The sequence below is a fragment of the Bradyrhizobium sp. 137 genome, assembly GCF_023074095.1.
In the GTDB taxonomy this organism is placed as follows: domain Bacteria; phylum Pseudomonadota; class Alphaproteobacteria; order Rhizobiales; family Xanthobacteraceae; genus Bradyrhizobium.
Map to the genome: position 1 here is coordinate 118,825 of NZ_JADPKU010000099.1, position 24,285 is coordinate 143,109.

General features: G+C 64.0%; 23 protein-coding genes and 2 pseudogenes. 8 read left to right on the forward strand and 17 right to left on the reverse strand.

Annotation, left to right across the window (positions count from 1 at the left end; translation table 11 throughout):
* Nucleotides 1–11: 11 nt before the first annotated feature.
* Nucleotides 12–830: pseudogene (locus IVA78_RS26120) on the reverse strand (ATP-binding protein); the annotation flags it as partial.
* A gap of 123 nt (nucleotides 831–953) precedes the next feature.
* Between IVA78_RS26120 and IVA78_RS26125 the strand changes: the two are divergent.
* Nucleotides 954–1,397 (forward strand): hypothetical protein, encoded by a 444-nt coding sequence (locus tag IVA78_RS26125; RefSeq protein ID WP_247468533.1) that lies wholly within the window; start codon nucleotides 954–956, stop codon nucleotides 1,395–1,397.
* A 287-nt stretch (nucleotides 1,398–1,684) separates the two neighbouring features.
* Here the strand turns inward: IVA78_RS26125 and IVA78_RS26130 are convergent, their stop codons facing one another.
* Nucleotides 1,685–2,374 (reverse strand): DUF3800 domain-containing protein, encoded by a 690-nt coding sequence (locus tag IVA78_RS26130; RefSeq protein WP_247468536.1) that lies wholly within the window; start codon nucleotides 2,372–2,374, stop codon nucleotides 1,685–1,687.
* Nucleotides 2,375–2,423: 49 nt separating this feature from the next.
* On the reverse strand, nucleotides 2,424–3,416 hold the full coding sequence (locus IVA78_RS26135) for an IS1595 family transposase (protein WP_247468538.1): 993 nt from the start codon (nucleotides 3,414–3,416) through the stop codon (nucleotides 2,424–2,426).
* A 78-nt stretch (nucleotides 3,417–3,494) separates the two neighbouring features.
* Between IVA78_RS26135 and IVA78_RS26140 the strand changes: the two genes are divergently transcribed.
* Nucleotides 3,495–3,716, forward strand: coding sequence for a helix-turn-helix transcriptional regulator (locus IVA78_RS26140; RefSeq protein WP_247468540.1), 222 nt, complete (start codon nucleotides 3,495–3,497; stop codon nucleotides 3,714–3,716).
* A gap of 278 nt (nucleotides 3,717–3,994) precedes the next feature.
* On the opposite strand, the gene IVA78_RS26145 is transcribed toward IVA78_RS26140, so the two are convergent.
* A complete protein-coding gene (locus IVA78_RS26145) occupies nucleotides 3,995–4,651 on the reverse strand; it encodes a hypothetical protein (protein ID WP_247468542.1) in 657 nt (218 codons plus the stop codon).
* A 173-nt stretch (nucleotides 4,652–4,824) separates the two neighbouring features.
* A pseudogene (locus IVA78_RS26150) lies at nucleotides 4,825–5,553 on the reverse strand (magnesium chelatase domain-containing protein); the annotation flags it as partial.
* A gap of 227 nt (nucleotides 5,554–5,780) precedes the next feature.
* On the opposite strand from IVA78_RS26150, the gene IVA78_RS26155 reads away from it, so the two are divergent.
* Both IVA78_RS26155 and IVA78_RS26160 read left to right on the forward strand, forming a co-directional pair.
* Entirely contained in the window at nucleotides 5,781–6,026 is a 246-nt protein-coding gene (locus IVA78_RS26155; RefSeq protein ID WP_018644993.1) for a PilZ domain-containing protein, read from the forward strand.
* An 80-nt stretch (nucleotides 6,027–6,106) separates the two neighbouring features.
* The gene (locus IVA78_RS26160; RefSeq protein WP_247276587.1) at nucleotides 6,107–6,880 is read left to right on the forward strand and encodes a tetratricopeptide repeat protein; all 774 of its coding nucleotides are present in this window, start codon (nucleotides 6,107–6,109) and stop codon (nucleotides 6,878–6,880) included.
* Nucleotides 6,881–6,958: 78 nt separating this feature from the next.
* Here the strand turns inward: IVA78_RS26160 and IVA78_RS26165 are convergent, their stop codons facing one another.
* The 7 genes from IVA78_RS26165 to rsmI form a co-directional block, all read right to left on the reverse strand.
* A complete protein-coding gene (locus IVA78_RS26165; RefSeq protein ID WP_247468544.1) occupies nucleotides 6,959–8,248 on the reverse strand; it encodes an AAA family ATPase in 1,290 nt (429 codons plus the stop codon).
* On the reverse strand, nucleotides 8,245–8,979 hold the full coding sequence (locus tag IVA78_RS26170) for a CpaD family pilus assembly protein (protein WP_247468546.1): 735 nt from the start codon (nucleotides 8,977–8,979) through the stop codon (nucleotides 8,245–8,247). The genes IVA78_RS26165 and IVA78_RS26170 overlap by 4 nt, the downstream gene beginning before the upstream one ends.
* A 57-nt stretch (nucleotides 8,980–9,036) precedes the next feature.
* A complete protein-coding gene (locus IVA78_RS26175) occupies nucleotides 9,037–10,554 on the reverse strand; it encodes a type II and III secretion system protein family protein (protein ID WP_247468548.1) in 1,518 nt (505 codons plus the stop codon).
* 13 nt (nucleotides 10,555–10,567) lie between these two features.
* Entirely contained in the window at nucleotides 10,568–11,380 is an 813-nt protein-coding gene (gene cpaB / locus IVA78_RS26180) for a Flp pilus assembly protein CpaB (protein WP_247468550.1), read from the reverse strand.
* A gap of 362 nt (nucleotides 11,381–11,742) precedes the next feature.
* Nucleotides 11,743–12,687 (reverse strand): glutathione synthase, encoded by a 945-nt coding sequence (gene gshB / locus IVA78_RS26185; protein ID WP_247468551.1) that lies wholly within the window; start codon nucleotides 12,685–12,687, stop codon nucleotides 11,743–11,745.
* Nucleotides 12,688–12,697: 10 nt separating this feature from the next.
* Entirely contained in the window at nucleotides 12,698–13,099 is a 402-nt protein-coding gene (locus IVA78_RS26190) for a YraN family protein (protein ID WP_247468553.1), read from the reverse strand.
* Complete coding sequence (rsmI, locus tag IVA78_RS26195; protein WP_247468556.1) at nucleotides 13,086–14,036, reverse strand: 16S rRNA (cytidine(1402)-2'-O)-methyltransferase; 951 nt, start codon at nucleotides 14,034–14,036, stop codon at nucleotides 13,086–13,088. The genes IVA78_RS26190 and rsmI overlap by 14 nt, the downstream gene beginning before the upstream one ends.
* Before the next feature lie 338 nt (nucleotides 14,037–14,374).
* Here rsmI and IVA78_RS26200 point away from each other — a divergent pair, with 338 nt between their 5' ends.
* On the forward strand, nucleotides 14,375–15,595 hold the full coding sequence (locus tag IVA78_RS26200) for a penicillin-binding protein activator (protein ID WP_247276579.1): 1,221 nt from the start codon (nucleotides 14,375–14,377) through the stop codon (nucleotides 15,593–15,595).
* Nucleotides 15,596–15,599: 4 nt separating this feature from the next.
* Here the strand turns inward: IVA78_RS26200 and hemW are convergent, their stop codons facing one another.
* From hemW to rph, 3 genes are read right to left on the reverse strand one after another with little or no spacing between them, the layout of a single operon-like run.
* Nucleotides 15,600–16,754 carry a radical SAM family heme chaperone HemW gene (gene hemW, locus IVA78_RS26205; RefSeq protein ID WP_247468559.1) on the reverse strand — a complete coding sequence of 385 codons (1,155 nt, stop codon included), beginning with the start codon at nucleotides 16,752–16,754 and terminating at the stop codon, nucleotides 15,600–15,602.
* Nucleotides 16,741–17,376 (reverse strand): RdgB/HAM1 family non-canonical purine NTP pyrophosphatase, encoded by a 636-nt coding sequence (gene rdgB / locus IVA78_RS26210; protein WP_247468562.1) that lies wholly within the window; start codon nucleotides 17,374–17,376, stop codon nucleotides 16,741–16,743. Before rdgB ends, hemW begins: the two co-directional genes overlap by 14 nt.
* A gap of 10 nt (nucleotides 17,377–17,386) precedes the next feature.
* Nucleotides 17,387–18,100, reverse strand: a complete 714-nt coding sequence (gene rph, locus IVA78_RS26215; RefSeq protein WP_247468564.1) for a ribonuclease PH — start codon at nucleotides 18,098–18,100, stop codon at nucleotides 17,387–17,389.
* 167 nt (nucleotides 18,101–18,267) lie between these two features.
* Between rph and hrcA the strand changes: the two genes are divergently transcribed.
* Entirely contained in the window at nucleotides 18,268–19,356 is a 1,089-nt protein-coding gene (gene hrcA, locus IVA78_RS26220) for a heat-inducible transcriptional repressor HrcA (protein ID WP_247468567.1), read from the forward strand.
* 93 nt (nucleotides 19,357–19,449) lie between these two features.
* Nucleotides 19,450–20,067, forward strand: a complete 618-nt coding sequence (gene grpE / locus IVA78_RS26225; protein WP_247468570.1) for a nucleotide exchange factor GrpE — start codon at nucleotides 19,450–19,452, stop codon at nucleotides 20,065–20,067.
* A gap of 59 nt (nucleotides 20,068–20,126) precedes the next feature.
* Here grpE and pncA read toward each other — a convergent pair whose 3' ends face one another.
* Together pncA and IVA78_RS26235 are read right to left on the reverse strand one after the other, a co-directional pair.
* A complete protein-coding gene (gene pncA, locus IVA78_RS26230; protein WP_247468573.1) occupies nucleotides 20,127–20,849 on the reverse strand; it encodes a bifunctional nicotinamidase/pyrazinamidase in 723 nt (240 codons plus the stop codon).
* A gap of 143 nt (nucleotides 20,850–20,992) precedes the next feature.
* Nucleotides 20,993–21,934: a hypothetical protein gene (locus IVA78_RS26235; protein WP_247276572.1), complete on the reverse strand. Its 942-nt coding sequence runs from the start codon at nucleotides 21,932–21,934 to the stop codon at nucleotides 20,993–20,995.
* A 394-nt stretch (nucleotides 21,935–22,328) separates the two neighbouring features.
* On the opposite strand from IVA78_RS26235, the gene dnaK reads away from it, so the two are divergent.
* Nucleotides 22,329–24,230 carry a molecular chaperone DnaK gene (gene dnaK / locus IVA78_RS26240; protein WP_247276571.1) on the forward strand — a complete coding sequence of 634 codons (1,902 nt, stop codon included), beginning with the start codon at nucleotides 22,329–22,331 and terminating at the stop codon, nucleotides 24,228–24,230.
* Nucleotides 24,231–24,285: the final 55 nt, after the last annotated feature.

Here is a 24,285-nt window from a genome sequence, read left to right on the forward strand (position 1 = left end):
GCGCGTGGGCTTCACGCCATCTGCCGCACATCCTCCGCGAGTGCGCGGTAGGATAGCGCTTCGGCGAGGTGCAGCCGGCCGATCTTGTCCGCGTTGTCGAGATCGGCCAGTGTGCGCGCGACCCGCAGCACGCGGTGATAGCCGCGCGCCGACAGCCGCATGGTCTCCGCCGCGTCCCGCAATAGCTTGGCGCCTTGCGCATCCGGTTTTGCGATCTCTTCGAGGACCGAGGCCGGCGCCTCGGCATTGGTACGGACGTTCGGCAGGCCGGCATCCGCATAACGCGCAAGCTGGATGTCGCGTGCCGCCGCCACGCGCGCGGCGACTTCGGCGGAGCCTTCCGCCGGCGGCGGCAGAATCAAATCGGCCGCGGTCACCGCCGGCACCTCGATGCGCAGATCGATGCGATCCATCAACGGACCGGAGATGCGCGCCTGGTAGTCGCCGGTGCAGCGGTCGATGCGGCCGCGCTTGCAGGCATAGCCCGGCTCGAACGCGTTGCCGCAGCGGCACGGATTCATCGCGGCCACCAGCATGAAGCGGGCAGGGTAGGTGACGCGATGATTGGCGCGCGACACCGCGACCTCGCCGTTCTCCAGGGGCTGGCGCAGCGAATCCAGCACGCGCGGATCGAACTCCGGCAGCTCGTCGAGGAACAGCACACCCTGATGCGCCAGCGAGATCTCGCCGGGTTTGGCGCGCACGCCGCCACCGGTGAGCGCGGCCATGCTGGCGGAATGATGCGGCGAGCGGAACGGCCGCCGCGCCGTCAGCGCGCCGCCCTCGATCTCGCCGGCGACGGACGCAATCATCGAGACTTCGAGCAGTTCCGGCATTAGGTAGCAAACTCACCTTAGCACGGCTGGCGGCACGGCTGGCGGTAACACTAGATTCCCCACTGAAAAAGGGGCGATTAATGCCGAAATTCACCGCCCCTTTAATGAGGGGTAGCCATGAACGAATTTGTTTTAGCCGGACTCGTGAAGCGTCGGGCGCAATTGGCGGGTGATATCGAAGCCGCCCATGAGTCACTTCGGAAGATGGTCCAAGACTTGGAGAGCCTAGACGCCACGATCCTCCAATTCGATCCGAGCTACCGGGTGGAGTCGATCAAGGCCAAAGCCTTCCGCCCGCCCAAGGATTGGAGCAACCGGGGCGAGATGTCCCGGCTTGTCCTAAGCATCCTCCGCCAAGCCGCAGAGCCCCTTACCAGCCGCGATGTCGCCTTACAGCTCCTAGTGGAGCGGGCCTTGGACAAGAACGATCAGCGGCTCTTGCGGATCATGTCTAAGCGGGTCGGGCTGGCGCTTCGGACTCAGCGGGAGAACGGCCTTGTGCGGTGCGAGCAGGGGCCGGGGCAGTACATGCTTTGGGAGATTCATCGGGGAACCCGCTGAATAGGCGGCGGAATGCGGATTTCGCAAGTGTGACCTGTTCAACACAGGGTTGCGGAGGTTAACAAGTCAGTAAGGTTCTGATTTTGTTTGAAACTTTCCTAATGTTCCGGCATTGACTCTGAAAATAACGGGTAGCTCTGCGGCGAATCTTCGCTTGACCGGCAAAAGGTGAGCCCCTAGGTTACCCGCGCTGGGTAATTCCTTAGCAAGCGTCTCTGAGGAGATAAGCCCCGTTGATCGTGGCCGCCCTAGGGTTCAAGCAAAATATGGCTCGCAAGTTGCGAGCCTTATTTTTTTTTTGTCGATTGCCAGTCGTCACAATGAGCAAGATTGTTGGTCATTAAGTCGGCGAATTGCGAATCCCCGTGCTCGAATTTCCGAAACAAGCTCCACGACAGGAAGTCTACGGCTTGCAACCCGGGGTGCAAATGTGACTCGCCGTGCTCGATGGAAAGCGAATGCTCATGAGCACAATGGCCGACCAGCCTTGTCTCCAAGTAGCCATCGAACTTGTTTTTAGTTTGAAGTTCCTTCGTCCTCTCGTCGATGACGATTTCTAAGTCTCCGACAAAATGATCTGGGTAGGCCCGGCAGACGAGCGAGCCACACAAATAGTTGTAGGCAATGCCGTAGTGCGCCTTGCTGAGAAATGATGGGAGATGTTTTTTCTTTGCTATCGCATAGTGCACTTTGTTCGGACCGGCGCAAATTGCCGAGATTATTTCCCTGAGAATCTGCTCTCGCCTTTCGCTAATGGCTTTGGGGACGCTCGGAGTGTGTGGCGACGCCCAAATAGACGTGCCCTTAATCTCCATCCGTCTTGGCCAGCCAGCGTTTATTAGCTTTGCAAATTCTTTCTTGATCCTTTTTTCCAGCGCCTTTCGGTTCTCGGTCCAGAGTGCGGTAATCAGAAAAAATTCGCTTGATTCCTGTTTCTGGCCCAGCTCGCCGGACTCGTCGATAAATAGGTGATGCATAGATTGCTTCTCTGTTACGCGCTGAATGAATGCGATTTTCTGTCACAATTCAACCCTTGATGGCACGTTGCCAATAGCCCTTCCAGGTCCTCGAAACGGGGTGCTGCAAAGCAGCGTCACAGGTCATCAGATACTGTTCGCCGTTGCTGACCCGGCGGTTGTTCTCGCGCCAAGCCATTTCACTGGCATAGGCAGCAAGGTAGGGACCGGCAACATGATGGTGGATACCGATTTCAGCGCGGCGCAAGCGCGAGAAAAACGACTCGGCCTGATTGGTGCAAGCCTCGCCGTCTGAATAAGCCTCGCTGTGGTTGATCCGCTTCGTCAGGAAGCGCGCGTGTAGGGCGTCCCAATGGGCGGCCTCGTCAGCGTGAACGGTGCTGCCGGGCTGCACGGTGCGGGCGATAGTCACAACTGAAGCATCTTCCGACTTGAAGACAAAGGGCAGAGTCCGGCCGCCACGCTCGCGCATGATGACCACCACGCGGCGCTTGCCGGTCTGGTTCTGCACGAGGCGGCGGTCGCGGCGATTGGCCTTGTTATTTGCCGGGCGCACATGGCCGCCGAAATAGGCGCCATCGACTTCCACGGTGCCGCCCACGGTCGCGCCGTTGGCTTCCGAAGCCATCGCTTCGCGGATCTTGTGAGCCATCACGAAAGCGGTCTTGTACTGGCAGTCCAGGTCGCGGCTCAGTTGAAGCGCACTATGGCCCTTCGCCCCGTTGACGAAGATGGCGATTGCCAAGAGGTAGTCGCGGATAGGTAGCTTACGGCTGGCGAAGATCGTGCCCGAGGTGACGCTGAATTGGTGATTGCAGCCCTTGCACTTGAACAGCTTGCGCGTCTGGTAGGTGTAGACGGCAACGCAGCCGCACTTGGGACAGAATGGCTCGCCGTTAGTGGCGGCCCAGCGGATCAGCTTGAAGGTCTGATAGGCTTCCTCGTCCGACAAACGGGCGACTTTCGCTAAACTTAGCGACCTCGCCTTTGCCGTGAGAAGGAAGTGTTGCGACATGAGACCAACGTTTTCCGTTGACCTCATTGATAAGCGTTGAAAGTAATGGCGTCAACGAAAATCGATGACCTTGACGAAATTCTTTTTGGTCATCATATTCCGTGAATGACCCCGGAGCAGTGTCGAGCCGCGCGAGCATGGCTAAATTGGCCTCAAGACGCGCTTGCAAAAAGCGCGAACGTCGGCGTTTCGACGGTACGAGACTTTGAGGCTGGCAGGCGGGAGCCGACGCGAAACAATCTAGCGGCAATGCAAGCTGCACTGGAGGCTGGCGGCGTTTCATTTGTCGAGGACGAAAAACAGCGCGGCGTTGTCGCGCCGCGCTAGCTATTTTATAGCGAACTGCTATTTTGTTATGACCAATCGAAAGAATGGTGGACCGGTTGGGGATTGGACCCAAGCTTGCACAGGTGGAAATCCGGCGAGCGTCTCCAGACCCGGCCCGTCAGAGAAGCTACCAGCCACGCGCCAACGTGACCGATAGCCTCTCCCAAGTACTCGATAGCTTTATGTTGTCATGTACCACCTACCTTTCGGCCCGTTCGGACCGGGCACCACACTTGGTTAGACTGCGATCTACCGGGGCCTTGCGGCCCCGGATTTCGTTAGAACCGCCGAAACGTCTTAATGCCTCCAGTGGGAGCAGAGGTGGGAGTGTCGGGTGGCACAAAGTCGTCCTCGGTCAGCCCTTCCTCGGGAACCTCTTGTTCGACCGTTTCGCCATTGATTACTCGCTCAATGGTCGCTCGCGGTTTCTTTACGTTCGGATACCAAGAGAGAAGGCCAAACTGCCCGTTTGGTAGTTTGTGGAAAAGCGCCGTATTCTTCGCGAGCGAGTTGCGCAGAGACTTCTGCGCTATGTCGTCTGACTTGGTGTCGAACTCATAGCCACCCTTCGTGAGGGATTCGAATATCTCTTTGATGGTTGCCGCACCGAGATTTTGGGCACGGCGCATTTCCAGAATCGTCCGCACTGAGCCGGCAAGCGGCTGGCCGTAGAATTGATCCGACCTGATCTGCGTCGGGACCACGGAAGACGTGCTCTCAAGGGCGTAGGCAGGCGGCCTGCCTACAGCACCGCAGAGCGTATTGACCGTCTCCTTCTTCTTCCGAAGGGCGGCCTCATCCGAGGTGATCTCGGCAGCAAGCTCGCTAATGACCTGATCAACAGTCTTGGACATGGCGTCCGGTTCCGTGGTTGCGATTTCATCCAGATACACTATGTCGGTTCCGGTTGCAAGATGGCCTTCAAAGTCTTTCATGGCTATACACACCCTTGGTGTTGTTGCAATTTTCGCAACAAATTCCGTATGTTGACTGTCAACAAACTTTTGATGCCCGAATTGGTGTGACTCCACAGAGTCAAAAGCCCGCATTGGCGCGGGCCGATTCGGCATCCGATTCTGTGGCTAAGGTGAGTTTGCTACCTAACGCCGAGCAGTTCGCCGGGCGATAGCGGCGGCAAGATCGAGGGCAGGCGCGCCGCCAGCATCGATTTGCCGGCGCCGGGCGCGCCGATCATCAGCAGGTGATGTCCGCCCGCGGCTGCGATCTCCAGCGCCCGCTTGGCGCTCTCCTGGCCCTTGATATCGCGCAGGTCGAGGGACGAGGCGGCGGCCTCATGCACCTTCGGTGAGGGCCGCGACAGCACCTGCGTGCCCTTGAAATGGTTGGCGATCTGAATGAGTGATTGTGCGGCGATGATCTGGATGTCCGGGCTCGCCCAGGCCGCCTCCGAGCCGCAGGCTGCCGGGCAGATCAGGCCCTCCTCGCGCGCATTGGCGCCGATCGCGGCGGGCAGGACACCTGCGACCGGCGCGATCGATCCGTCGAGGCCGAGCTCGCCGAGAACTGTGAAGCCGGTCAGTGCATCGGGCGGGATCGCGCCGATCGCCGCCATCAGCCCGAGCGCGATCGGCAGGTCGTAATGGCTGCCCTCCTTGGGCAGGTCGGCCGGGGCCAGATTAACGATGATCCGCCGCGCCGGCAGCGCCAGCCCCGAGGCGATCAGAGCCGAACGGACCCGCTCGCGTGCCTCCGACACCGCCTTGTCCGGCAGGCCGACGATGGCGAAGGCCGGCAGCCCCGGGGCGACCTGCACCTGCACGTCGACCGCACGGGCCTCAATCCCTTCAAAGGCGACGGTAGAAACCCGCTGAACCATGCTCGAACCAGCCTGCCCTTTCGCGCAATTAGGGGTAGCAGAGCCTAGCGCCTTTCGCAAGAACAATACGGGAACATGTCTAAGGACCGAGAAAGCCTTACCGGATCGTAAACGCGAAGCGAACACTACGCCTCGAATGCGAGCGGCTCTCCTCAGCACATTCCAACGAATGTCCGCTACTCCTACCCTTGCGGGATGGGCCGTGGTCTAACGGGTGAAGAATTCAAATGCTTGCAAATCGCCGGAGAAGCGAACGTCGGGTATGCAGCCGGCTCGCCAAAATCCACTTTGGCGCGGGCTCGCTGCCGCGCGACTGCACGATCACGGATATCTCGGATGGCGGCGTGAAAGTGGTGGCGGAATTCCTGGAAGTGCCGCCGCAATTCACCATCATCTTCGCGCCCGATTATTCCCGCCAATGCCGCCTGCGCTGGCGCATCGGCTGCGAGTTCGGCGCGGAGTTCGTCGATTAGGCCTTAATGGCCGCGCCTCCTTAACGGGGCTTTAGCGTTAATGGGTAAGCATCTCTGATCAGTCGCCGAGTGATCAGAGTATGTCCAAGCGTCCGTCTCCCGCCTCTCCTTCGGCGAAATTCCTGCTTCCCGCGTTGATGGTGCTTGTCCTCGCCGGCTGCCAGACCAATGGCATCGAGGATGTCACCGGCGCGCTCGGCGTCAGATCTGAAGCCAGCGTGAAGGCCGACGCCAAGCCGGACATGGACACCTTGCGCGAACGCTATCGCGCCAAGCCCGGTGATCCCGGCGTTGTGCTCGCCTATGGCAAGGCGCTGCGCGAGAGCGGCCAGCGGGCGCAGGCGGTCGCGGTGATGGAGCAGGCCGTGCTCGGCCATCCCAGCAACAAGGCATTGCTCGCCGGCTATGGCCGCGCGCTCGCCGACAACGGCAATTTCCAGCAGGCCTTCGACGTCCTCGGCCGAGCGCATACGCCCGAGGATCCGGACTGGCGCATCCTGTCGGCGCAGGGCGCGGCGCTCGATCAGCTCGGCCGCAATGAGGAGGCGCAGCAATATTATGCGACCGCCTTGAAGATCGTGCCCGACGAGCCGCAGGTTTTGTCCAATCTCGGCCTGTCCTACATGCTCCAGAACAATCTGCCGCGGGCGGAGGAAACGATGCGCCGCGCGCATGAGCGCAATCCCGCCGATTCCCGCGTGCGCGCCAATCTCGCGCTGGTGCTGGGGCTGGAAGGAAAGCAAGCCGAGGCCGAGGCCATCGTGAAGGCCGACCTGCCGCCGGACCAGGCGGCGGCAAAGGTCACGGCGCTGCGGCAATTGCTGGCGAAGAAGCAGCAGCGGGCGGACAAATAGCTCGCGCCGTTTGGATTCTCGTTTTTGGCGCGCTTTCTTGACGCAAGCCGGGATCTGTCGCTCGAAAACGCTTCCAGCCTACGACACTTTGCGATGCGGGGCGGATCCGCGGCCCGACCTGCCCTTCAGCTTCTTCAGCAGCGGGCCGAGCAGCGAGCGCTTCGGCTTCTTCACCTCGCCGCGGCCGGCGAGGCGGTTGGCCATGTTCTGGAACAGAAGGGTGGTGCGGTGGCTCTTGGAGACCTCCGCGATCATCTGGCCGTTGTTGGCGGCGGTCGAGAACAGCTTCGAATCGAACGGGATCACCGCGAGCGGCTGGCTCTCCATGGTCTTGGCGAAAGCTTTGACCTCGATCTCCGCGCGCTTGTGCATGCCGACCTGGTTGAGGCAGTACAGCGGCGGCCGGTCGTTCGGGCGCGCCGCCTTGAGCACGCTCAGCATGTTCTTGGTGTTGCGCAAATTGGCGAGATCGGGCTCGGCCACGATCACGATGTCGTCAGCATTGACCAGCGCCCGCCGCGTCCAGCCCGACCATTGATGGGGTACGTCGAGCACGATGCAGGGCGTGGTCATGCGCAGCGTGTCGAACACCGCATCAAAAGCTTCGGCGCCGAAATCGTAGACGCGGTCGAGCGTCGCGGGAGCGGCCAGCAGGCTGAGGCGATCGGTGCATTTGGCAAGCAGGCGCTCCATCAGCGCCGTGTCCGGCCGGTCCTGCGATAGCACCGCGTTGGCGATGCCCTGCAGCGGATCCTGATTGTAGTCGAGGCTCGCAGTACCGAAGGCAAGGTCGAGATCGATCACGACGGAATCGAGCGCGAGGTCGCGGGCGATGGTCCAGGCCACATTGTGCGCGACGGTGGACGCGCCGACGCCGCCCTTGGCGCCGACCACCGCGATGACGCGGCCGGTGATGATGGCTTCGGATGCCGAGAACAGGCTACAGATCGAGCGGACGACGTCGAGGGTTTCGACTGGCCCGACCACGTAATCGTTGACGCCGCGGCGGACCAGCTCGCGATAGGGCGCGGTGTCGTTGGGATTGCCGATCACCACGACGCGGGTGCCGGGGTCGCAGACGCCGGCGAGGTCGTCGAGCCCCTCCAGGATGTCACGCGTGCCGTCGGATTCGATCACGATCACGTTGGGCGTCGGCATCGTTTCATAGACTTCGATTGCCGCAGCGAGACCACCGTCCCTGGCAGTGAGATGCGCCTTGGCGAGCCGCCGATCCTCCCCCGCGGCGGTCACCGCGGCGAGCGTCTGCTCGGTCTCGCAAAAGGCCTGCACCGAGATGCGAGGGACCGGTGCAATGTGTTCGTCGGGGTGCCGCGGATCGTCCGCTTCTTCGTCGTGGATGCCAGTCATTTGCCGGTGTCGCTGAGTTTGGCCTTGTCGGCCTCGGGATAGGCGGTCGCGGTCGTCGAGCCCTTGCGATAGCGGTCGAAGGCGATGTCGCGCCGTGCGGTGTAGGCGGGCGTCTCGGCGCGCGGCTGCTCGAGGTCGGCGGGATTGTCGATCATGGCCGCGAGGTTGCGCTGGCTGGCGCAGCCCAGATTGAAATACGGCCGGTTCTCATTGTAGCCGGGGTCCAGGATGTTCGGACCAACGTCTTCCGGCCACAACCCGCAGGGTCCAGCCACTGCGCTGAGTTTGGAATAGCTCAACCGGATCGTCGGCAGGAGACCGGGGTCTTCGGGACGATAGGGATGCTGGAGGATGGCGCGCGAGGGCACGCCGCCGGATGCGAGCACGGAACGGATTTCTCGATAAGTCGCCGCCGCGGCACGCGAATTCGCGGTGTCGACGGGCACGTCGACGACGACGGAGCCGGTGCCTTCGCGCATCCAGTCCCGGGCAATGCCTGCGACATCCGCGTGCTGCGCGGCCGAGAGGCCGCCGCGCGCCTTGCCGACGAAGATCACGATCGAGCGCCTACCCTCCTGCACCGCGATCGGGTGGCGCTGGCGATAGTCGGTCGGCACTGTCTGAGTGACGATTTCACCGGTGGTGTTGCACGCGCCCAGCATGACGGACAGCCCCGTCAGCACCAGCGCGACGCTCGAAGGGCGGCGTCGGTCGGCTATCGTCCTCGTCATCGCTTGATTCCCCTCTTGCCCCGTTTCTGCTCCGGTCCCCAGGCCGTCCGCTCGTCGTCAATCGATGATGAAGCCGAAATCGCCGGGCGTGCCGTTGATGGGATCGACGCGGCGCGTGATGCCATAAAGGCGGTTCATGCGGCCGAGCAGCGCCGTCTGCGCGTCGGAGGCCGGCGCGAAACCGTCGTCGGGCCGCGACAATTCCTTCTGGGCGACGGCGCGCACCACATAGGGCGTCACGATCACCATCAACTCGGTTTCGTTGTTGACGAAGTCCTGGCTGCGGAACAGCGCGCCGATGATCGGCACCTGGTCCACGCCGGGCAGGCCGTTGATCGCCTGCTTGGTCTGCTGCTGGATCAGGCCGGCCATCGCCATCGAGCCGCCGGAGGGAATTTCCAGTGTCGTTTCGGCGCGGCGGGTCTGAACCGAGGGGATGGTGATCGAGTTGCTCGAGGTCGAGGACACCGCCTGCGTCAGTGTGATCGCGTTCGTATTCGACAGCTCCGAGACCTCGGTCATGACGCGCAGGCTGATGCGGCCTTCGCTGAGCACGACCGGCGTGAAGTTCAGGGAGATGCCGAACTTCTTGTAGGTGACCTGGGTGGTACAGACGTGGGTGACCGGATCGCAGGAATAGCCGGCCGGAATCGGGAATTCGCCGCCGGCGATGAAGGTGGCGGATTCGCCCGAGATCGCGGTCAGGCTCGGCTCGGCGAGCGTACGCATGACGCCGGCGCTTTCCATCGCACGCATCGTGGCGCTGACGGTGGCGACGCCCTTGGCGAGACCGGCGACTCCAAGTCCGTTGCTCGCGACGATCGGTCCGCCAGACACCGAGTACGGGTTGGAATTGTTGAAATTCACCACCGCGGTGCCGGCGTTCAGGCTGGCGCTGAGATCGACGCCCAGCTGCTTGACGATATCGCGGCGCACTTCGCCGACCACGACCTTGAGCATCACCTGGTCGCGGCCGCGAACGACGATGTTGTTGACGACCTTGTCCGAGCCGCCGACGAGCTTGGCGGCGACGTCGCCCGCCTGCTGTGCCTCGACCGGGCTCGAGACCGAGCCGGTCAGCATCACGCTGTCGCCGATGCCTTCGATCTGCACGCCCGGCAGCGACTGGCGCAGCGCGGCGCGCATGCCGTTGAGGTCGCGCTTCACCGCGATGTCGTAGGAGGCGACCTGCTGGCCGTCGGCAGTGAAGAACACCACGTTGGTCTGGCCGACCTGGCCGCCGATGATATAGGCGCGCTGCGCCGAGCGGATTATGGCATTGGCGATCTTGGGATCGGCCACCAGCACGTCCTTGACCTCGCGCGGCAGGTCGACGACGACGGACTTGCCGACGCCGAGCGACAGAAAGCGCGTCCGCGCCGGCGCGATCGTCGCGACCGAGGACACACCGAGATCAGGCGCCTGCATCGGTGCCTGATCGCCGACCGGGGCATCCGCGGCACTGAGCCGGTCGGAGGCTGCGAGCAGCCCCAGCAGCAGCATCGTCCCCGCTAAGAACGAGCGCGCGCGCTTCCCCCGAATGCGCAGGCCCGTCCGATCATCCCCGTAGTTCATACTGTCCCCATCATCACTTCTGTGACGTCAGTTGGCGCGCCTGCACGCCATAACGAATTACGTTCACGCCACCGGGACGCTTGACCGCCTGGTCCTCGGGCGAGCCGTCGACTGCGTTGGCATCGACGATGCTCCGCAGCGCGAGCTGGAGCGTGCCGCCCTGGCGCGCAGCCGACAGCGTGGCGACCTGGTCGGGCTTGAGCTCGAGCGTGACGGTCTTGCCGATCACGGCGGTCTGGCCGTCCTTTTCCTTCGGCGCCTGGTCGATCGCGAGCACGCGGATGTTGGTCAGGATGACCTCCGACACGATGAGGTCGTTGCCGCCGGTCGATCCGTTGGTATCGGGATTCTTCAGGCGGCGGGTCAGCACGATGTCGACGCGGTCGTTCGGCAGGATGAAGCCGCCGGCGCCGGTCTCGGCTGAAATTTCGGTGGATACAGCCCGCATGCCGGAGGGCAGGATCGCAGCCATGAAGCCGGAGCCTTCGGCCCTGACCAGCTTCTGCTCGCGGATCGGCTCGCCCTGCATCAACGGCACGCGCGCGATCGAGCCGGCGATCTGGGTCTGCGCCTCGGGTCTGCTGTCGCGGCGAATGAACGCGTTGCTTGCCGTCGCCGCCGGCCAGACCTGCCATTGCAGGTCCTCGGGCTTCACGGCCTGGCCGAGCCCGATGTCGGTTTTCGCGACGAGAACCTCGACGGTCGGCAGTTTCTCGGTGACGGGCAGAACGGGCGCGGGCCCATTCTGATAGCCGCTCGCCAGATACGCAGCGACGCCCCCGGCGGCGAGCGCGATGACGAGAACGACAAGGCGTGCGGTATTCATACGCTTCTACTCATACGCGGGGCACTCGAACCGCACGTGGCGGGTCCCCCGTGTCGATGAGTAGGGAGGAAAAGTATAAGGGGTGTTGCGAGGCCGGATGTGATGGCCAGTGACGGTGGTGGTTTTCGGCTGATGGTGAACGCGGCGTTATTCAACCGGCCAACGGCCCCGTAGATTTACGCAAGCCAGCCTATTCGTTCGCATGACAGGCGCGGCGTCATGGTGAACGGGTGGTTAGTGATGTGGGGGCGTGCAGCGGCGGGCCAACGAGATGGGCCGCGTACAACACCAAAGGATGTCGTCCGTCCTTCGCCGGGACGAGCTGGGAGAGATTGCGCGTTCTCTAAATTTCCACAGCGCCCTTACTTCGCCCGCTTCTGCTCGATCGCGTCCCAGATCTTCGCCGCCACGTCGGGCCCGCCGAGCCGCGCGATGGCGCGGATGCCGGTCGGCGAGGTGACGTTGATCTCGGTGAGATTGCCGTTGATGACGTCGATGCCGACGAACAGGAGGCCGCGCTCGCGCAGCGCCGGGCCGACGGCGGCGCAGATCTCGCGCTCGCGCGGGGTGAGCTCGGTCTCCTGCGCCGCGCCGCCGCGTACCATGTTGGAGCGGAGGTCGTCCGCGGCCGGCACGCGGTTTACGGCGCCGGCGAACTCGCCGTTGACGAGGATGATGCGCTTGTCGCCGTGCTTCACCTCGGGAATGAACTGCTGGATCACCCAGGGCTCTTTGAACGTCACCGAGAACATGTCGAACAGCGAGCCGAAATTCATGTCCTGCGGCATCACGCGGAACACCGCGGCGCCGCCATGGCCGTGCAGCGGCTTCATCACGACGGCGCCGTGCTTGTCGCGAAAGGCGTTGATCTCATCTAATTCGCGCGAGATCAGGGTCGGCGGCATCAGCTGCGGAAAGTTCATCACGAACAGCTTTTCCGGCGCGTTCCGTACCGAGGCGGGATCGTTGACCACCAGCGTCTTCGGATGGATGCGCTCCAAAAAATGCGTCGAGGTGATGTAGGCGAGATCGAACGGCGGGTCCTGGCGGAGCAGCACCACGTCAAAGCCGTTGAGCGCTTCGCGCCTGGGCTCGCCGAGCGTGAAATGGTCACCCGGCTCGTCGCGCACGGTGAGGAGCTGAACCGGAGCGACGATCTCGTCGCCGACCATCGAGAGCTTGTCGGGGGTGTAATAGGACAGGCCGTGGCCGCGCTTCTGTGCCTCCAGGAGCAGCGCAAAGGTGGAATCGCCCTTGATGTTGATGCGGGCGATGGGGTCCATCTGGACGGCGACGTTGAGTTTCATGGTCTGCCTTTCAGGTCGAGGCGTCGAATGCCGCCAACACATGGCGTGGAAGTGATCGCGGCGCAATCAGCATGGCGTCGAATCGCAATTCGAATTCGGCATGCTCGGGATGCGCCACGAGCCAGCTTTGCGCTGCGTCGATGATGCGCTGCTGCTGGCGCGGCGTCACCGCGAAGGCGGCGTCATCCAGCGTCGCCCGCGCCTTGACCTCGACGAAGGCAATCAAATTGCGGCGGCGCGCCACGATGTCGATTTCGCCATGCGGGGTGCGATAACGTTTGGCGAGGATGCGGTAGCCCTTGGCCATCAGATAGGCGGCGGCGCGGCTCTCGGCGGAGATGCCGGTTCGGAACGCGGCGATGCGCTCGGGCGAGGCGACTTTCGGTTCCGCCGGGGCCTCAGTCTTCGCCATCGCCGCCCCGCAGGTCTTTTGCGAGCTCGAGCGCGCGGGCATAGACCTCGCGCCGCGGGCGGCCCGAGAGTGCGACCGCATGCGCCACGGCATCCTTGACGCTGTGCGCGGCCAGCTGCTCGCGCAGGAGCTGGTCCAGCGCATCCGACGTCAGCACCTCGGCGTCGGCCGCAGGTGGGGCGATCACCAGCACGAACTCGCCGCGCGTCTCCAGCGTATCCGCCTCGCGAGCCAGCTCGCTCAATGTTGCGCGCGAGATCTCCTCATGAAGTTTGGTCAGCTCGCGGCAGATCGCGGCTTCGCGCGTCCCCATGATCTCGGCGAGATCGGCGAGCGCGTCCTGCACGCGGTTGCCGGATTCGAACATCACCAGTGTCGCATCGATGCGAGCCAGCTCAACAAGGCGCGACCTGCGCGCCGCCGATTTCGACGGCAAGAAGCCCTCGAAGAAAAAGCGGTCGGTCGGCAGCGCTGCGACCGATAGCGCCGCCAGCACCGAGGAGGGGCCGGGCAGCGCATAGACCGCATGGCCGGCGGCGCAGACCTCGCGCACCAGCTTGAAGCCGGGATCGGAGATCAGCGGCGTCCCGGCATCCGACACCAGCGCGACCGAGCCGCCTGCCGCAAGCGCCTCCAGGATCTTCGGACGCGCGGCTTCCGCGTTGTGCTCATGATATTGCTTGAGCTGCGCTGCGATGGCGTAACGCTCGGTCAGGCGCCGCGTGATGCGGGTGTCCTCGCAGGCGATGACGTCGACGCCGGCGAGCGTCTGAAGCGCACGCAGGGTGATGTCGCCGAGATTGCCGATGGGGGTCGCGACCAGATGCAGGCCCGGCGCGGCCTTCGCCACCGCAAGCCGATGGGCGTCGATGGAGAAGCCGCGCAAGGTGGCGTCTTGAGCTTCAGGCGTATTTATCGGGGCCGGCTTTGCGCGCATAATGAAGTCAACTTAGGCACGATCCGCAGGGCTGGGAACCAGCTCTTCGAAAAAGATCGGGCCGAGGTGAGGGGCGAGGAACGGACGGGAATGTGATCGATGCGGGGTCACGTTGCGCGGGAGCAAGGCCCTCGCGCCATATTCGCGACGGAAACCTCCCTTGATGCTGCGTAAGTGACGGCCAGCGGTTGGCCAGGATAGGAGGGCGGTCGCGTTAAGTGGCGATTATCCTTTTGTTTTGGTTAACTGTTTGCCGACAATATGCCTGAATCCGCGGCTTGCGTCGTGGAGCAATGTGGTGACCGGCTGGGCGACGGCCGGTCGGAAGAGAATCTGCGATGGTGGGCCCGTCTAGTTCGAAGTCTTCCGGTCCGGCGCCCCGATGGCCCGGGGCAACCCGCCGGAGCGCGCTTGGCCTGTTGCTCGGCGCCCCCTTGCTGTCGGCCTGCGCCGGCGTGCAGCAGAGTCTCAGCCAGTTCTCCAGCTCCGCGCCACCGGCGCAGCCGGCTGGTCCGCCCCAACAGGGCACGACCGCTGGCACCGGTGGGGTCAAGGTCGCCGTGATCCTGCCGCTCTCGGCGGCTGGCAATGCAGGCCTCGCGGCGCAATCCATGCGCAACGCCGCCGAGATGGCGCTGGCCGAGTTCCAAAACCCGAACATCCAGCTCCTGATCAAGGACGACAATGGCAGCCCGCAAGGCGCGCAAGCTGGTGCGCAGCAGGCGGTCGACGAGGGCGCCGAAATCATCCTGGGACCACTGTTCGCACAATCGGTGCCGGCGGTGGCGCAGGTCGCGCGCACGCGCGGCATCTCGGTGATGGCATTCTCGACCGATTCCAGCATCGCCGGACGCGGCGTCTATCTGCTCAGCTTCCTGCCGGAATCCGACGTCAACCGCATCGTCGAATATTCCGCCAGCATCGGAAAGCGCTCCGTTGCCGTGCTCGTGCCCGACAACGCCTATGGCAATGTGGTCGAAGCCGCCGTGAAGGCGGCAGTGCCGCGGCGTGGTGGGCGCATCGTCGCCTTCGAGAAATACGGCGCCGACCGCGCCACCCCAGCGCGAACCGTGGCGCAGCAGCTCGGCAGTGCGGACGCGCTGTTCATTGCCGACGACGGCGATGCCGTGGTTTCAGTGGCGGATGCGATGACTGCGGCGGGTGCGAATTTGCGCAACATCCAGCTGCTCGGCACCGGCCTGTGGGACAATCCGCGCGTCTATGCCAGCGCAGCGTTGCAAGGCGGCCTCTATGCCGCGCCGGATCCGGCCGGCTTCCGCGCCTTCTCCGGCCGTTACCGCACCAAATACGGCGCCGAGCCGGTGCGCACCGCGACGCTCGCCTATGACGCGGTCGCCCTCGTCGCCGCACTCGCGCGCACGCAAGGCACGACGCGCTTTTCGCCCGACGTGCTGACCAACCCCTCAGGCTTTGCTGGCATCGACGGCCTGTTTCGCTTCCGCCCCGACGGCACCAATGAGCGAGGGCTTGCGGTGATGAAGGTGACGACGGGCGGCGGCGTTGCGGTGGCAGGCTCGCCGAAGAGTTTTGGGGCGTAGCGCGTTACGCCGCCAGATCCGCAACCACAGCATCCAGCACCGGAAACCCGCTGCTCGTCACGCGCAGCCGGCCCGTGGCGTCCACCGTGATCGCGCCTTCCTCGCGCAATAGAGCGATGCGCTTTGGGTCGAGCGGGCGGCCGGAGAGAGCCTTGTATCGCTCAGGATCAATTCCCTCGGCGAGCCGCAATCCCATCAGCAAAAATTCGTCGGCGCGCTCCTCGCTGTTGAGGAGCTCGTCGGTGACGACGCCGTCGCCGTTGGTCTCGACCCGCATCAGCCAGGCTTCGGGGCGCTTCTCGGTGGCGGTGGCGTGCCTGATTCCCTCGATGTCGAGGCGGCCATGCGCGCCGGGACCGATGCCGGCATATTCCTCGCCGCGCCAATAGACCAGATTGTGCCGGCACTCGGCGCCGCGCCGCGCGTGATTTGAAATCTCGTAGGCGGGCAGGCCGAGCTTGTCGCAGGTCTCCTGCGTCGCGTCGTAGAGCGCGCGCGCGACCGCTTCGTCCGGCGTCTTCAATTTGCCGGCCTGGTGCAGGCCGAAGAACGGCGTGCCTTCCTCGATCGTCAATTGATAGAGCGACAGATGCTCGGCCGCTTCGTCGATCGCGAGACGCAGCTCGTCCGCCCACATCGCCGGCGTCTGGTCGGGTCGAGCGTAGATCAGGTCGAATGAATAACGGTCGAACGAACGGCGCGCGATGGCGACGGCATCGAGAGCTTCGCGCGCACTGTGCATGCGGCCGAGCGCCTTCAAGGAGGCATCGTCGAGCGCCTGGACGCCGAGCGAGACGCGGTTAACGCCGGCGGTGCGGTAACCGGCAAAGCGTGTGGCTTCGACGCTGGTCGGGTTTGCCTCCAGCGTCACTTCGACGTCGCCTGCAACATGCCAGTGCTTGCCGATCGCATCGAGCACCGCGCCGACGGTTGCGGGCTGCATCAGCGATGGCGTGCCGCCGCCGAGGAAGATCGAGGTCACTTCCCGGCCGGGTGCGCGCTCAGCCGTGGTTGCGATCTCGCGGGCGAAGGCGGATGCAAAGCGCGCCTCGTCGATCGCGACGTGGCGGACATGGCTGTTGAAGTCGCAATAGGGGCATTTCGACAGGCAGAACGGCCAGTGCACGTAGACGCCGAAGGCTTCCTTAGCGCGGCTCAAGGCAGATCTCCGCCAGTTTCACGAAGGCGCGGGCGCGATGCGACAGGCCGAGGCCGAGCGGCGGCAGGCCGTGCTTCTCGATGCTCTCCATCTCGCCGAAGGTGCGGCTGTGGCCATCGGGCAGAAACATCGGATCGTAGCCGAAGCCGGCGGTGCCGCGCGGCGGCCAGACCAGCGTGCCGTCGACGCGCGCCTCGACCTCTTCGAGATGATCGTCGGGCCAGGCGACGCAGAGTGCGGAGACGAAATGGGCCTTGCGCTTGTCGGGCGTGGTCGCGCCGCGCTCCTGGAGCAGGCGCTCGATCTGCGCCATTGCCGCTGCGAAGTCTTTGTTCGGCCCGGCCCAGCGCGCGGAGAAAATGCCGGGCGCGCCGTCGAGCGCATCGACCACGATGCCGGAATCATCGGCGAAAGCGGGAAGCTTGGTCGCCTGCGCCGCCGCGATTGCCTTGATCGCGGCATTGCTGCGGAAATCGTTGCCGGTCTCTTCGGGTTCGCCCAAGCCGAGCTCACCAGCCGACACCGCCTCGATGCCGTACGGCGCAAGCAGCTCCCGCATCTCGGCGAGCTTGCCTGGATTGTGGGTGGCGATGACGAGCTTGTCCGTGATTCGGCGGTGCATGGCCTATTGACTACGCCACAGCCAGTTTCTGCAAGTCCGCCAGACGCGCGACGCCCTTGCGGGCCAGCGCCATCAGCGCCAGGAACTCGGTTTCGGTGAACGGCTCGCGTTCCGCGGTGCCCTGCACCTCGATGATGCGCCCATCGCCGGTCATGACGAAATTGGCGTCGGTTTGGGCTTCCGAATCCTCCGCATAGTCGAGATCGAGCACCGGCGTGCCATTATAGATGCCGCAGGAGATCGCGGCGACGTTGTCGCGCAGCACATTGGCCTTGATCATGTTGCGCGCCTTCATCCAGTTGATGCAATCGGCAAGTGCGACCCAAGCGCCGGTGATCGCGGCCGTGCGGGTGCCGCCGTCGGCCTGGAGCACGTCGCAATCGACCGTGATCTGCCGCTCGCCGAGCGCTTCGAGATCGACGATGGTACGTAGGCTGCGGCCGATCAGGCGCTGGATCTCGACGGTACGGCCGCTCTGCTTGCCGGCGGAGGCCTCGCGGCGGGTGCGTTCTGAGGTTGCGCGCGGCAGCATGCCGTATTCGGCGGTGACCCAGCCGCGGCCCTGGCCCTTCAGCCAGGGCGGCAGGCGGTCTTCCACCGTGGCGGTGACCAGCACATGAGTGTCGCCGAATTTCACCAGGCACGAGCCTTCCGCATATTTGACCACGCCGCGCTCCAGCGTCACGGGGCGCAATTCGTCGGGCGCACGGCGGCTTGGCCGCATGGGAAGTCCTCCAAAAACTCACGGGAAAGGCTGTTCGCGGTGCTTGTAGGTGGGGTGAGGGTGGGCGGCAAGGTTTTTTCACCCCTGATTTCGGGCCCGCAAACGCCACGCTTGTCAGAAGCGTTCGGGATGGACAAATTATGAGTATCTGAGAGGAGTTACCGTCCGTGGCCCATCACGATCCGATCCATCTGATCGCGCCGCGCGCAGGCCTTGCCCAGCTCAACGAGCGTTCCCGCGACATCTTTCGTCAAATTGTCGAAAGCTATCTCGCGACCGGTGAGCCGGTGGGCTCGCGCAATATCTCGCGCCTGATCGCGATGCCGCTGTCGCCGGCCTCGGTCCGCAACGTCATGGCCGACCTGGAACAGCTCGGCCTGATCTATGCGCCCCATACCTCCGCCGGCCGGCTGCCGACGGAACTCGGTCTGCGCTTCTTCGTAGACGCCCTGATGCAGGTCGGCGACCTCACCGAGGCCGAACGGCAATCCATCCAGAGTCAGCTTTCGTCGGTCGGCCAGGCACAATCGGTCGAAGCGGCGCTGGACCAGGCCTTGATGCGGCTGTCGGGCCTGACCCGTGCCGCCGCGGTCGTGCTGACGCCAAAATCCAACGCACGGCTCAAGCACATCGAGTTCGTCCGTCTGGAACCGGAGAAAGCGCTGGTGATCCTGGTCGGCGAGGATGGCCAGGTCGAAAACCGCGTGCTGACGCTGCCGCCCGGAGTTCCCTCTTCGGCGCTGACCGAAGCCGGCAATTTCCTCAATGCACGGATTCGTGGCCGCACGCTGGCCGAAGCGCGGCTCGAGCTTGAGACCGCACTCGGCAAGGCCCGGGCCGAGCTCGATCAGCTGACGCAAAAGGTGATCGCGGCCGGCATCGCGAGCTGGTCCGGAGGCGAGAACGAGGACCGCCAGCTCATCGTCCGAGGTCACGCCAATCTGCTGGAAGATCTGCACGCGCTGGAGGACCTCGAGCGGGTGCGCCTGTTGTTCGACGATCTCGAGACCAAGCGCGGCGTGATCGACCTGCTCGGCCGGGCCGAGACCGCGGAAGGCGTGCGAATTTTCATCGGGAGTGAGAACAAGCTGTTTTCGCTGTCGGGCTCCTCCACCATCATCTCGCCCTATCGGGATGCCGCCGGCCATATCGTCGGCGTTCTCGGCGTGATCGGCCCGACGCGGTTGAATTATGCCCGTGTGATCCCGACGGTGGACTACGCCGCCCGCATCGTCAGTCGGCTTTTGGGGGGCTGACCGGCGTTCCCGATCACGGGCGCTTGATTTTCGTACGCTTAGGCACGATATCCGGGCCAACAATCCCTGGAAACGAGTTCGAGATTAGAGCCGATGACCGATCAAGACCGGCAACCCGAAGACACGACCGCGCCGACCGGCGAGCCGGTGGTGTCGAAGCCTTACATCATGCCCGACGATCCCGAGCCGGGCTCGGTCGAGACGTTGCAGAAGGAAGCCGCCGAGGCGCGTGACCGCATGCTGCGGACGCTGGCCGAGATGGAGAATTTGCGCAAGCGCACCAGCAAGGAGGTCGCCGACGCCCGTCTCTACGGCATTACCGGCTTTGCCCGCGACGTGCTGGACATCGCCGACAACCTCCAGCGCGCGCTCGATGCCGTACCGGCCGAGGCGCGGGCCGCGGCCGATCCCGGCCTGATCTCGCTGATCGAAGGCGTCGAACTCACCGAGCGCTCGCTGCTCAACGCGCTGGAAAAGCACGGCGTGAAGAAGTTCGATCCGCAGGGCCAGAAGTTCGATCCTAATTTCCAGCAGGCGATGTTCGAAGTCCCCGATGCGTCGGTGCCGTCGGGCACCGTGGTGCAAGTCGTGCAGGCCGGCTACACCATCGGCGAACGCGTGCTGCGTCCCGCCCTGGTCGGTGTCGCCAAAGGCGGCACGAAGGCCGCGCCCGCGGCCAACACCAACGAGCCGAACAGCGCGGCAAACTGAGTTTGAGCCTCATTCCGGGTTCGGCTCTTCGGCCGCCCCGGAATGAACGCGCGAAATTCTTACGCGGTCACCGCGATATCCGCAGACTGAATCCGCTTGACGCCGGCCTTGGCCATATCGGCCCAGGCCTTTGCCAGCGAGCCCTGCGTGTCGATGCCGCGGCAGGCGTCCTCCACGACATAGACATCAAAGCCCGCCTTGCGCGCATCGAGCGCGGTCCAGGCGACGCAGAAATCTGTCGCGAGACCGGCGACGAAGACCCGCTTGATCCTGCGGCCCTTGAGATAGCCGGCAAGGCCCGTCGAGGTCTTGCCGTCGGCTTCGACAAAGGCCGAGTAGCTGTCCACCTCCTTGTGAAAACCCTTGCGGATGATCAGTTCGGCGTGCGGGATCGCAAGATCCTTTGACAGCGCGGCGCCGTCGGTGCCCTGCACGCAATGGTCCGGCCACAGCACCTGCTTGCCGTAGGGAAGATCGACGGTCTCGAACGGCTTCTTGCCGGCATGCACCGAAGCGAACGAGATGTGCCCGGGCGTATGCCAGTCCTGCGTCATCACCACGTTCGCAAACGCTTTTGCGATCTTGTTGATGACGGGCACCACCTGCTCGCCTTCCTTCACCGCGAGGCTGCCGCCGGGCAGGAAGCAATTCTGCACGTCGATCACGAGCAGCGCGGAGGCTTCGTCAGGCTTGATTGACGCGGCCGCAAACAGCGCGGTTGGTGCGAGGCCCGCGAGCGCCGTGGTCGCAAGCGCCGCCAAGATGTGTCGCCGATCCAGCATCGTTCGTCTCCCCTCCAGGAATGAACCCAATGGAGGCCAAGCCTAGTTCCGCTTGTGTGCGAACAGAAGCCCGAAAATGCAGTCGGTCTTGGCGAGGGGTTGGGCTTGGGTCGGCGGATCCTCACCGCTCCCGCGTACGGGAGCTAGCCCTTCGGCTGAATGCCGTCGCGCACGGCGCGGAAGCGGGTGAAGGCGCTTGGCCATTGGTCGCGCGGGGCGCTGGCGATGATGCGCAGCGAGGTGCCGCCGCTTGAAAAGCGGATCCACTGCACCACCGTCACCGGAACCTTGTCCTTGCCGCTGACGCCGTCGATCCGGGTCTCGAAACCCTGCTGGCCGTTGATGCGGATCGGCTCGGACATGGTGACGCGCGACTCGCGCACGCCGGGGATCTGGAGCGCCGCTTCCTGGGCGAAGCGGGCGCGGTCGTCGGTCTGCTGGGGGGTGGCGCCAATCAGGCCGAGGATCATGAACGGCTTCGATTCATAGCCCGTGCTCTCGTCGCCGTCGGCCAGGATGATGCTCGAGCCCGGCGCCAGCGTACGGATGTCCTTGAAGTCGGCGAGATCGGTGATCTTGAACGGCATCAGCGCGATCTGCTCTTCGGCCGAGACCTGCTTGCGGGTGACGGCGGTCGCAAACATCTGGCGCACCGCTTCATCGCTGTAGATCTTGGTCGCATTCTCCGGGATCTGCACCGCGACATAGCCGGAGAAGCCGGCGCCCGGCACAATCATCGAATAGCGCCTCACCGGGGTATCGCCGGCCTTGCCGCTTTCGGTGGTGAAATAGGCAAGGCCCGCGGGGGTTTCGATCTTGTCCTGCTTGACGCCGTTCGCACCGGCCGGATTGGAATTGAAGGCGCTCACGACCTCGCCATAGGCCGCCGGCGGCAGCTCGGTGATCAGCACCTTGACGTTGCCGTCCTCGCTCTCGAAGCCCGGAAAGGTCTTGGCCGTGCTCAGCCCGATCAGCGGCACCATGCCGAGGCGCAAGCCAGGCGGGTAAACGGCGTCGGCGGCAAGGGCCGGAAGCGCCGAGGCAATGAGGATGGCGAGCGCGGCGAGGGGACGGGTCAGCTTCATGGGCACTCTGATTGGTTCACATTGAGGCCGTTCGATGGTCGGCCACCGGGCCGCTTTGTCGCGCGGAGCAGCTGTGCTGCGGCTGCCCGGCCGGTCCGCCTTTTAGCGGGTTTGGCCTTGTCGTAACAGGGTGGGGCAGATTGCGCTGGCGGGGCTTGCTGAGGCCCGAACCTGTTAATATTTCCTCACCCGCAAGGGCGGTTGAGCCCGGATATGATCTTCCAAAACCCAATGTTTTCACAGCCGAAACTTGCGTTCGGTCCTTGCGGGCCCCTCCCCCCCTCCTATATGAGCCTCAATCATCGCAATATCGCGGATGTTTGATCTTAGGGGGTTTGGATCGGGTGCCTTCCGGGCCCAACCAACCTGCCGCAAAAAGAAGGATATCAGGACCATGGGAAAGGTCATTGGGATCGATCTCGGCACCACGAACTCGTGCGTCGCCGTGATGGATGGCAAGAACGCCAAAGTCATCGAGAATTCCGAAGGCATGCGCACGACGCCTTCGATCGTCGCCGTCACGGATGACGGCGAGCGCCTCGTCGGGCAGCCGGCCAAGCGCCAGGCCGTCACCAATCCCGAGCGCACCTTCTTCGCAGTGAAGCGCCTCATTGGCCGCCGCTACGACGATCCGATGGTCGAGAAGGACAAGAAGCTCGTTCCGTACAAGATCGTGAAGGCTTCCAACGGCGACGCCTGGGTCGAGGCCGACGGCCAGACCTACTCGCCCTCGCAGGTCTCGGCGTTCATCTTGCAGAAGATGAAGGAGACCGCGGAAGCCCATCTCGGCCAGAAGGTCGATCAGGCCGTCATCACCGTTCCCGCCTACTTCAACGACGCCCAGCGCCAGGCGACCAAGGACGCCGGCAAGATCGCGGGCCTCGAAGTGCTGCGCATCATCAACGAGCCGACTGCGGCCGCGCTCGCTTATGGCCTCGACAAGACCAAGGCCGGCACCATCGCGGTGTACGACCTCGGCGGCGGCACCTTCGATATCTCCATTCTCGAAATCGGCGACGGCGTGTTCGAGGTGAAGTCGACCAACGGCGACACCTTCCTCGGCGGCGAAGATTTCGACATGCGCCTCGTGGGTTATTTGGCCGACGAGTTCCAGAAGGAGCAGGGCATCAATCTGCGCAACGACAAGCTCGCTTTGCAGCGCCTGAAAGAAGCCGCTGAAAAGGCCAAGATCGAGCTGTCCTCAACGACGCAGACCGAGATCAACCTGCCCTTCATCACCGCGGACCAGACCGGGCCGAAGCATTTGACGATGAAGCTCACCCGCGCCAAGTTCGAGGCGCTGGTTGACGACCTCGTGCAGAAGACCATCGAGCCCTGCCGCAAAGCGCTGAAGGACGCCGGCATCACCGCCGGTGAGATCGGCGAAGTCGTGCTGGTCGGCGGCATGACCCGCATGCCGAAGGTCCAGGAGGTCGTGAAGCAGCTGTTCGGCAAGGAGCCGCACAAGGGCGTCAACCCGGACGAGGTCGTGGCGATCGGTGCTGCGATCCAGGCCGGCGTGCTCCAGGGCGACGTCAAGGACGTGCTGCTGCTCGACGTCACCCCGCTGTCGCTGGGCATCGAGACGCTGGGTGGCGTGTTCACCCGCATCATCGACCGCAACACCACGATCCCGACCAAGAAGAGCCAGGTGTTCTCGACCGCCGAGGACAACCAGAACGCGGTCACCATCCGCGTCTTCCAGGGCGAGCGCGAAATGGCGGCCGACAACAAGATGCTCGGCCAGTTCGACCTGATGGGCATTCCGCCGGCGCCGCGCGGCATGCCGCAGATCGAGGTGACCTTCGACATCGACGCCAACGGCATCGTCAACGTCTCGGCCAAGGACAAGGCCACCGGCAAGGAGCAGCAGATCCGCATCCAGGCCTCGGGCGGCCTGTCGGAAGCCGACATCGAGAAGATGGTCAAGGACGCCGAGGCCAATGCCGAGGCGGACAAGAAGCGCCGCGAGGCGGTGACCGCCAAGAACGAGGCGGATGGCCTGGTGCATTCGACCGAGAAGGCGCTGGCCGAGCACGGTTCGAAGGTCGCCGAGAGCGAGCGCCGCGCCATCGAGGATGCCGTCAGCGACCTCAAGGAAGCGCTGAAGGGCGACGATGCCGAGGCGATCAAGGCCAAGACCCAAACGCTGGCCCAGGTGTCGATGAAGCTCGGCGAGGCCATGTACAAGCAACAGGCCGAGGCCGACGCCAAGAAGGATGCGGCCAAGGACGACGTTGTCGATGCGGAATTCACCGAGGTCGACGACGACAAGAACAACAAGAAGTCCGCCTGAACCCCGAGAGGGTAACGATGCGGACGGCTTGGACCCCACACGCGCTACCGACCTC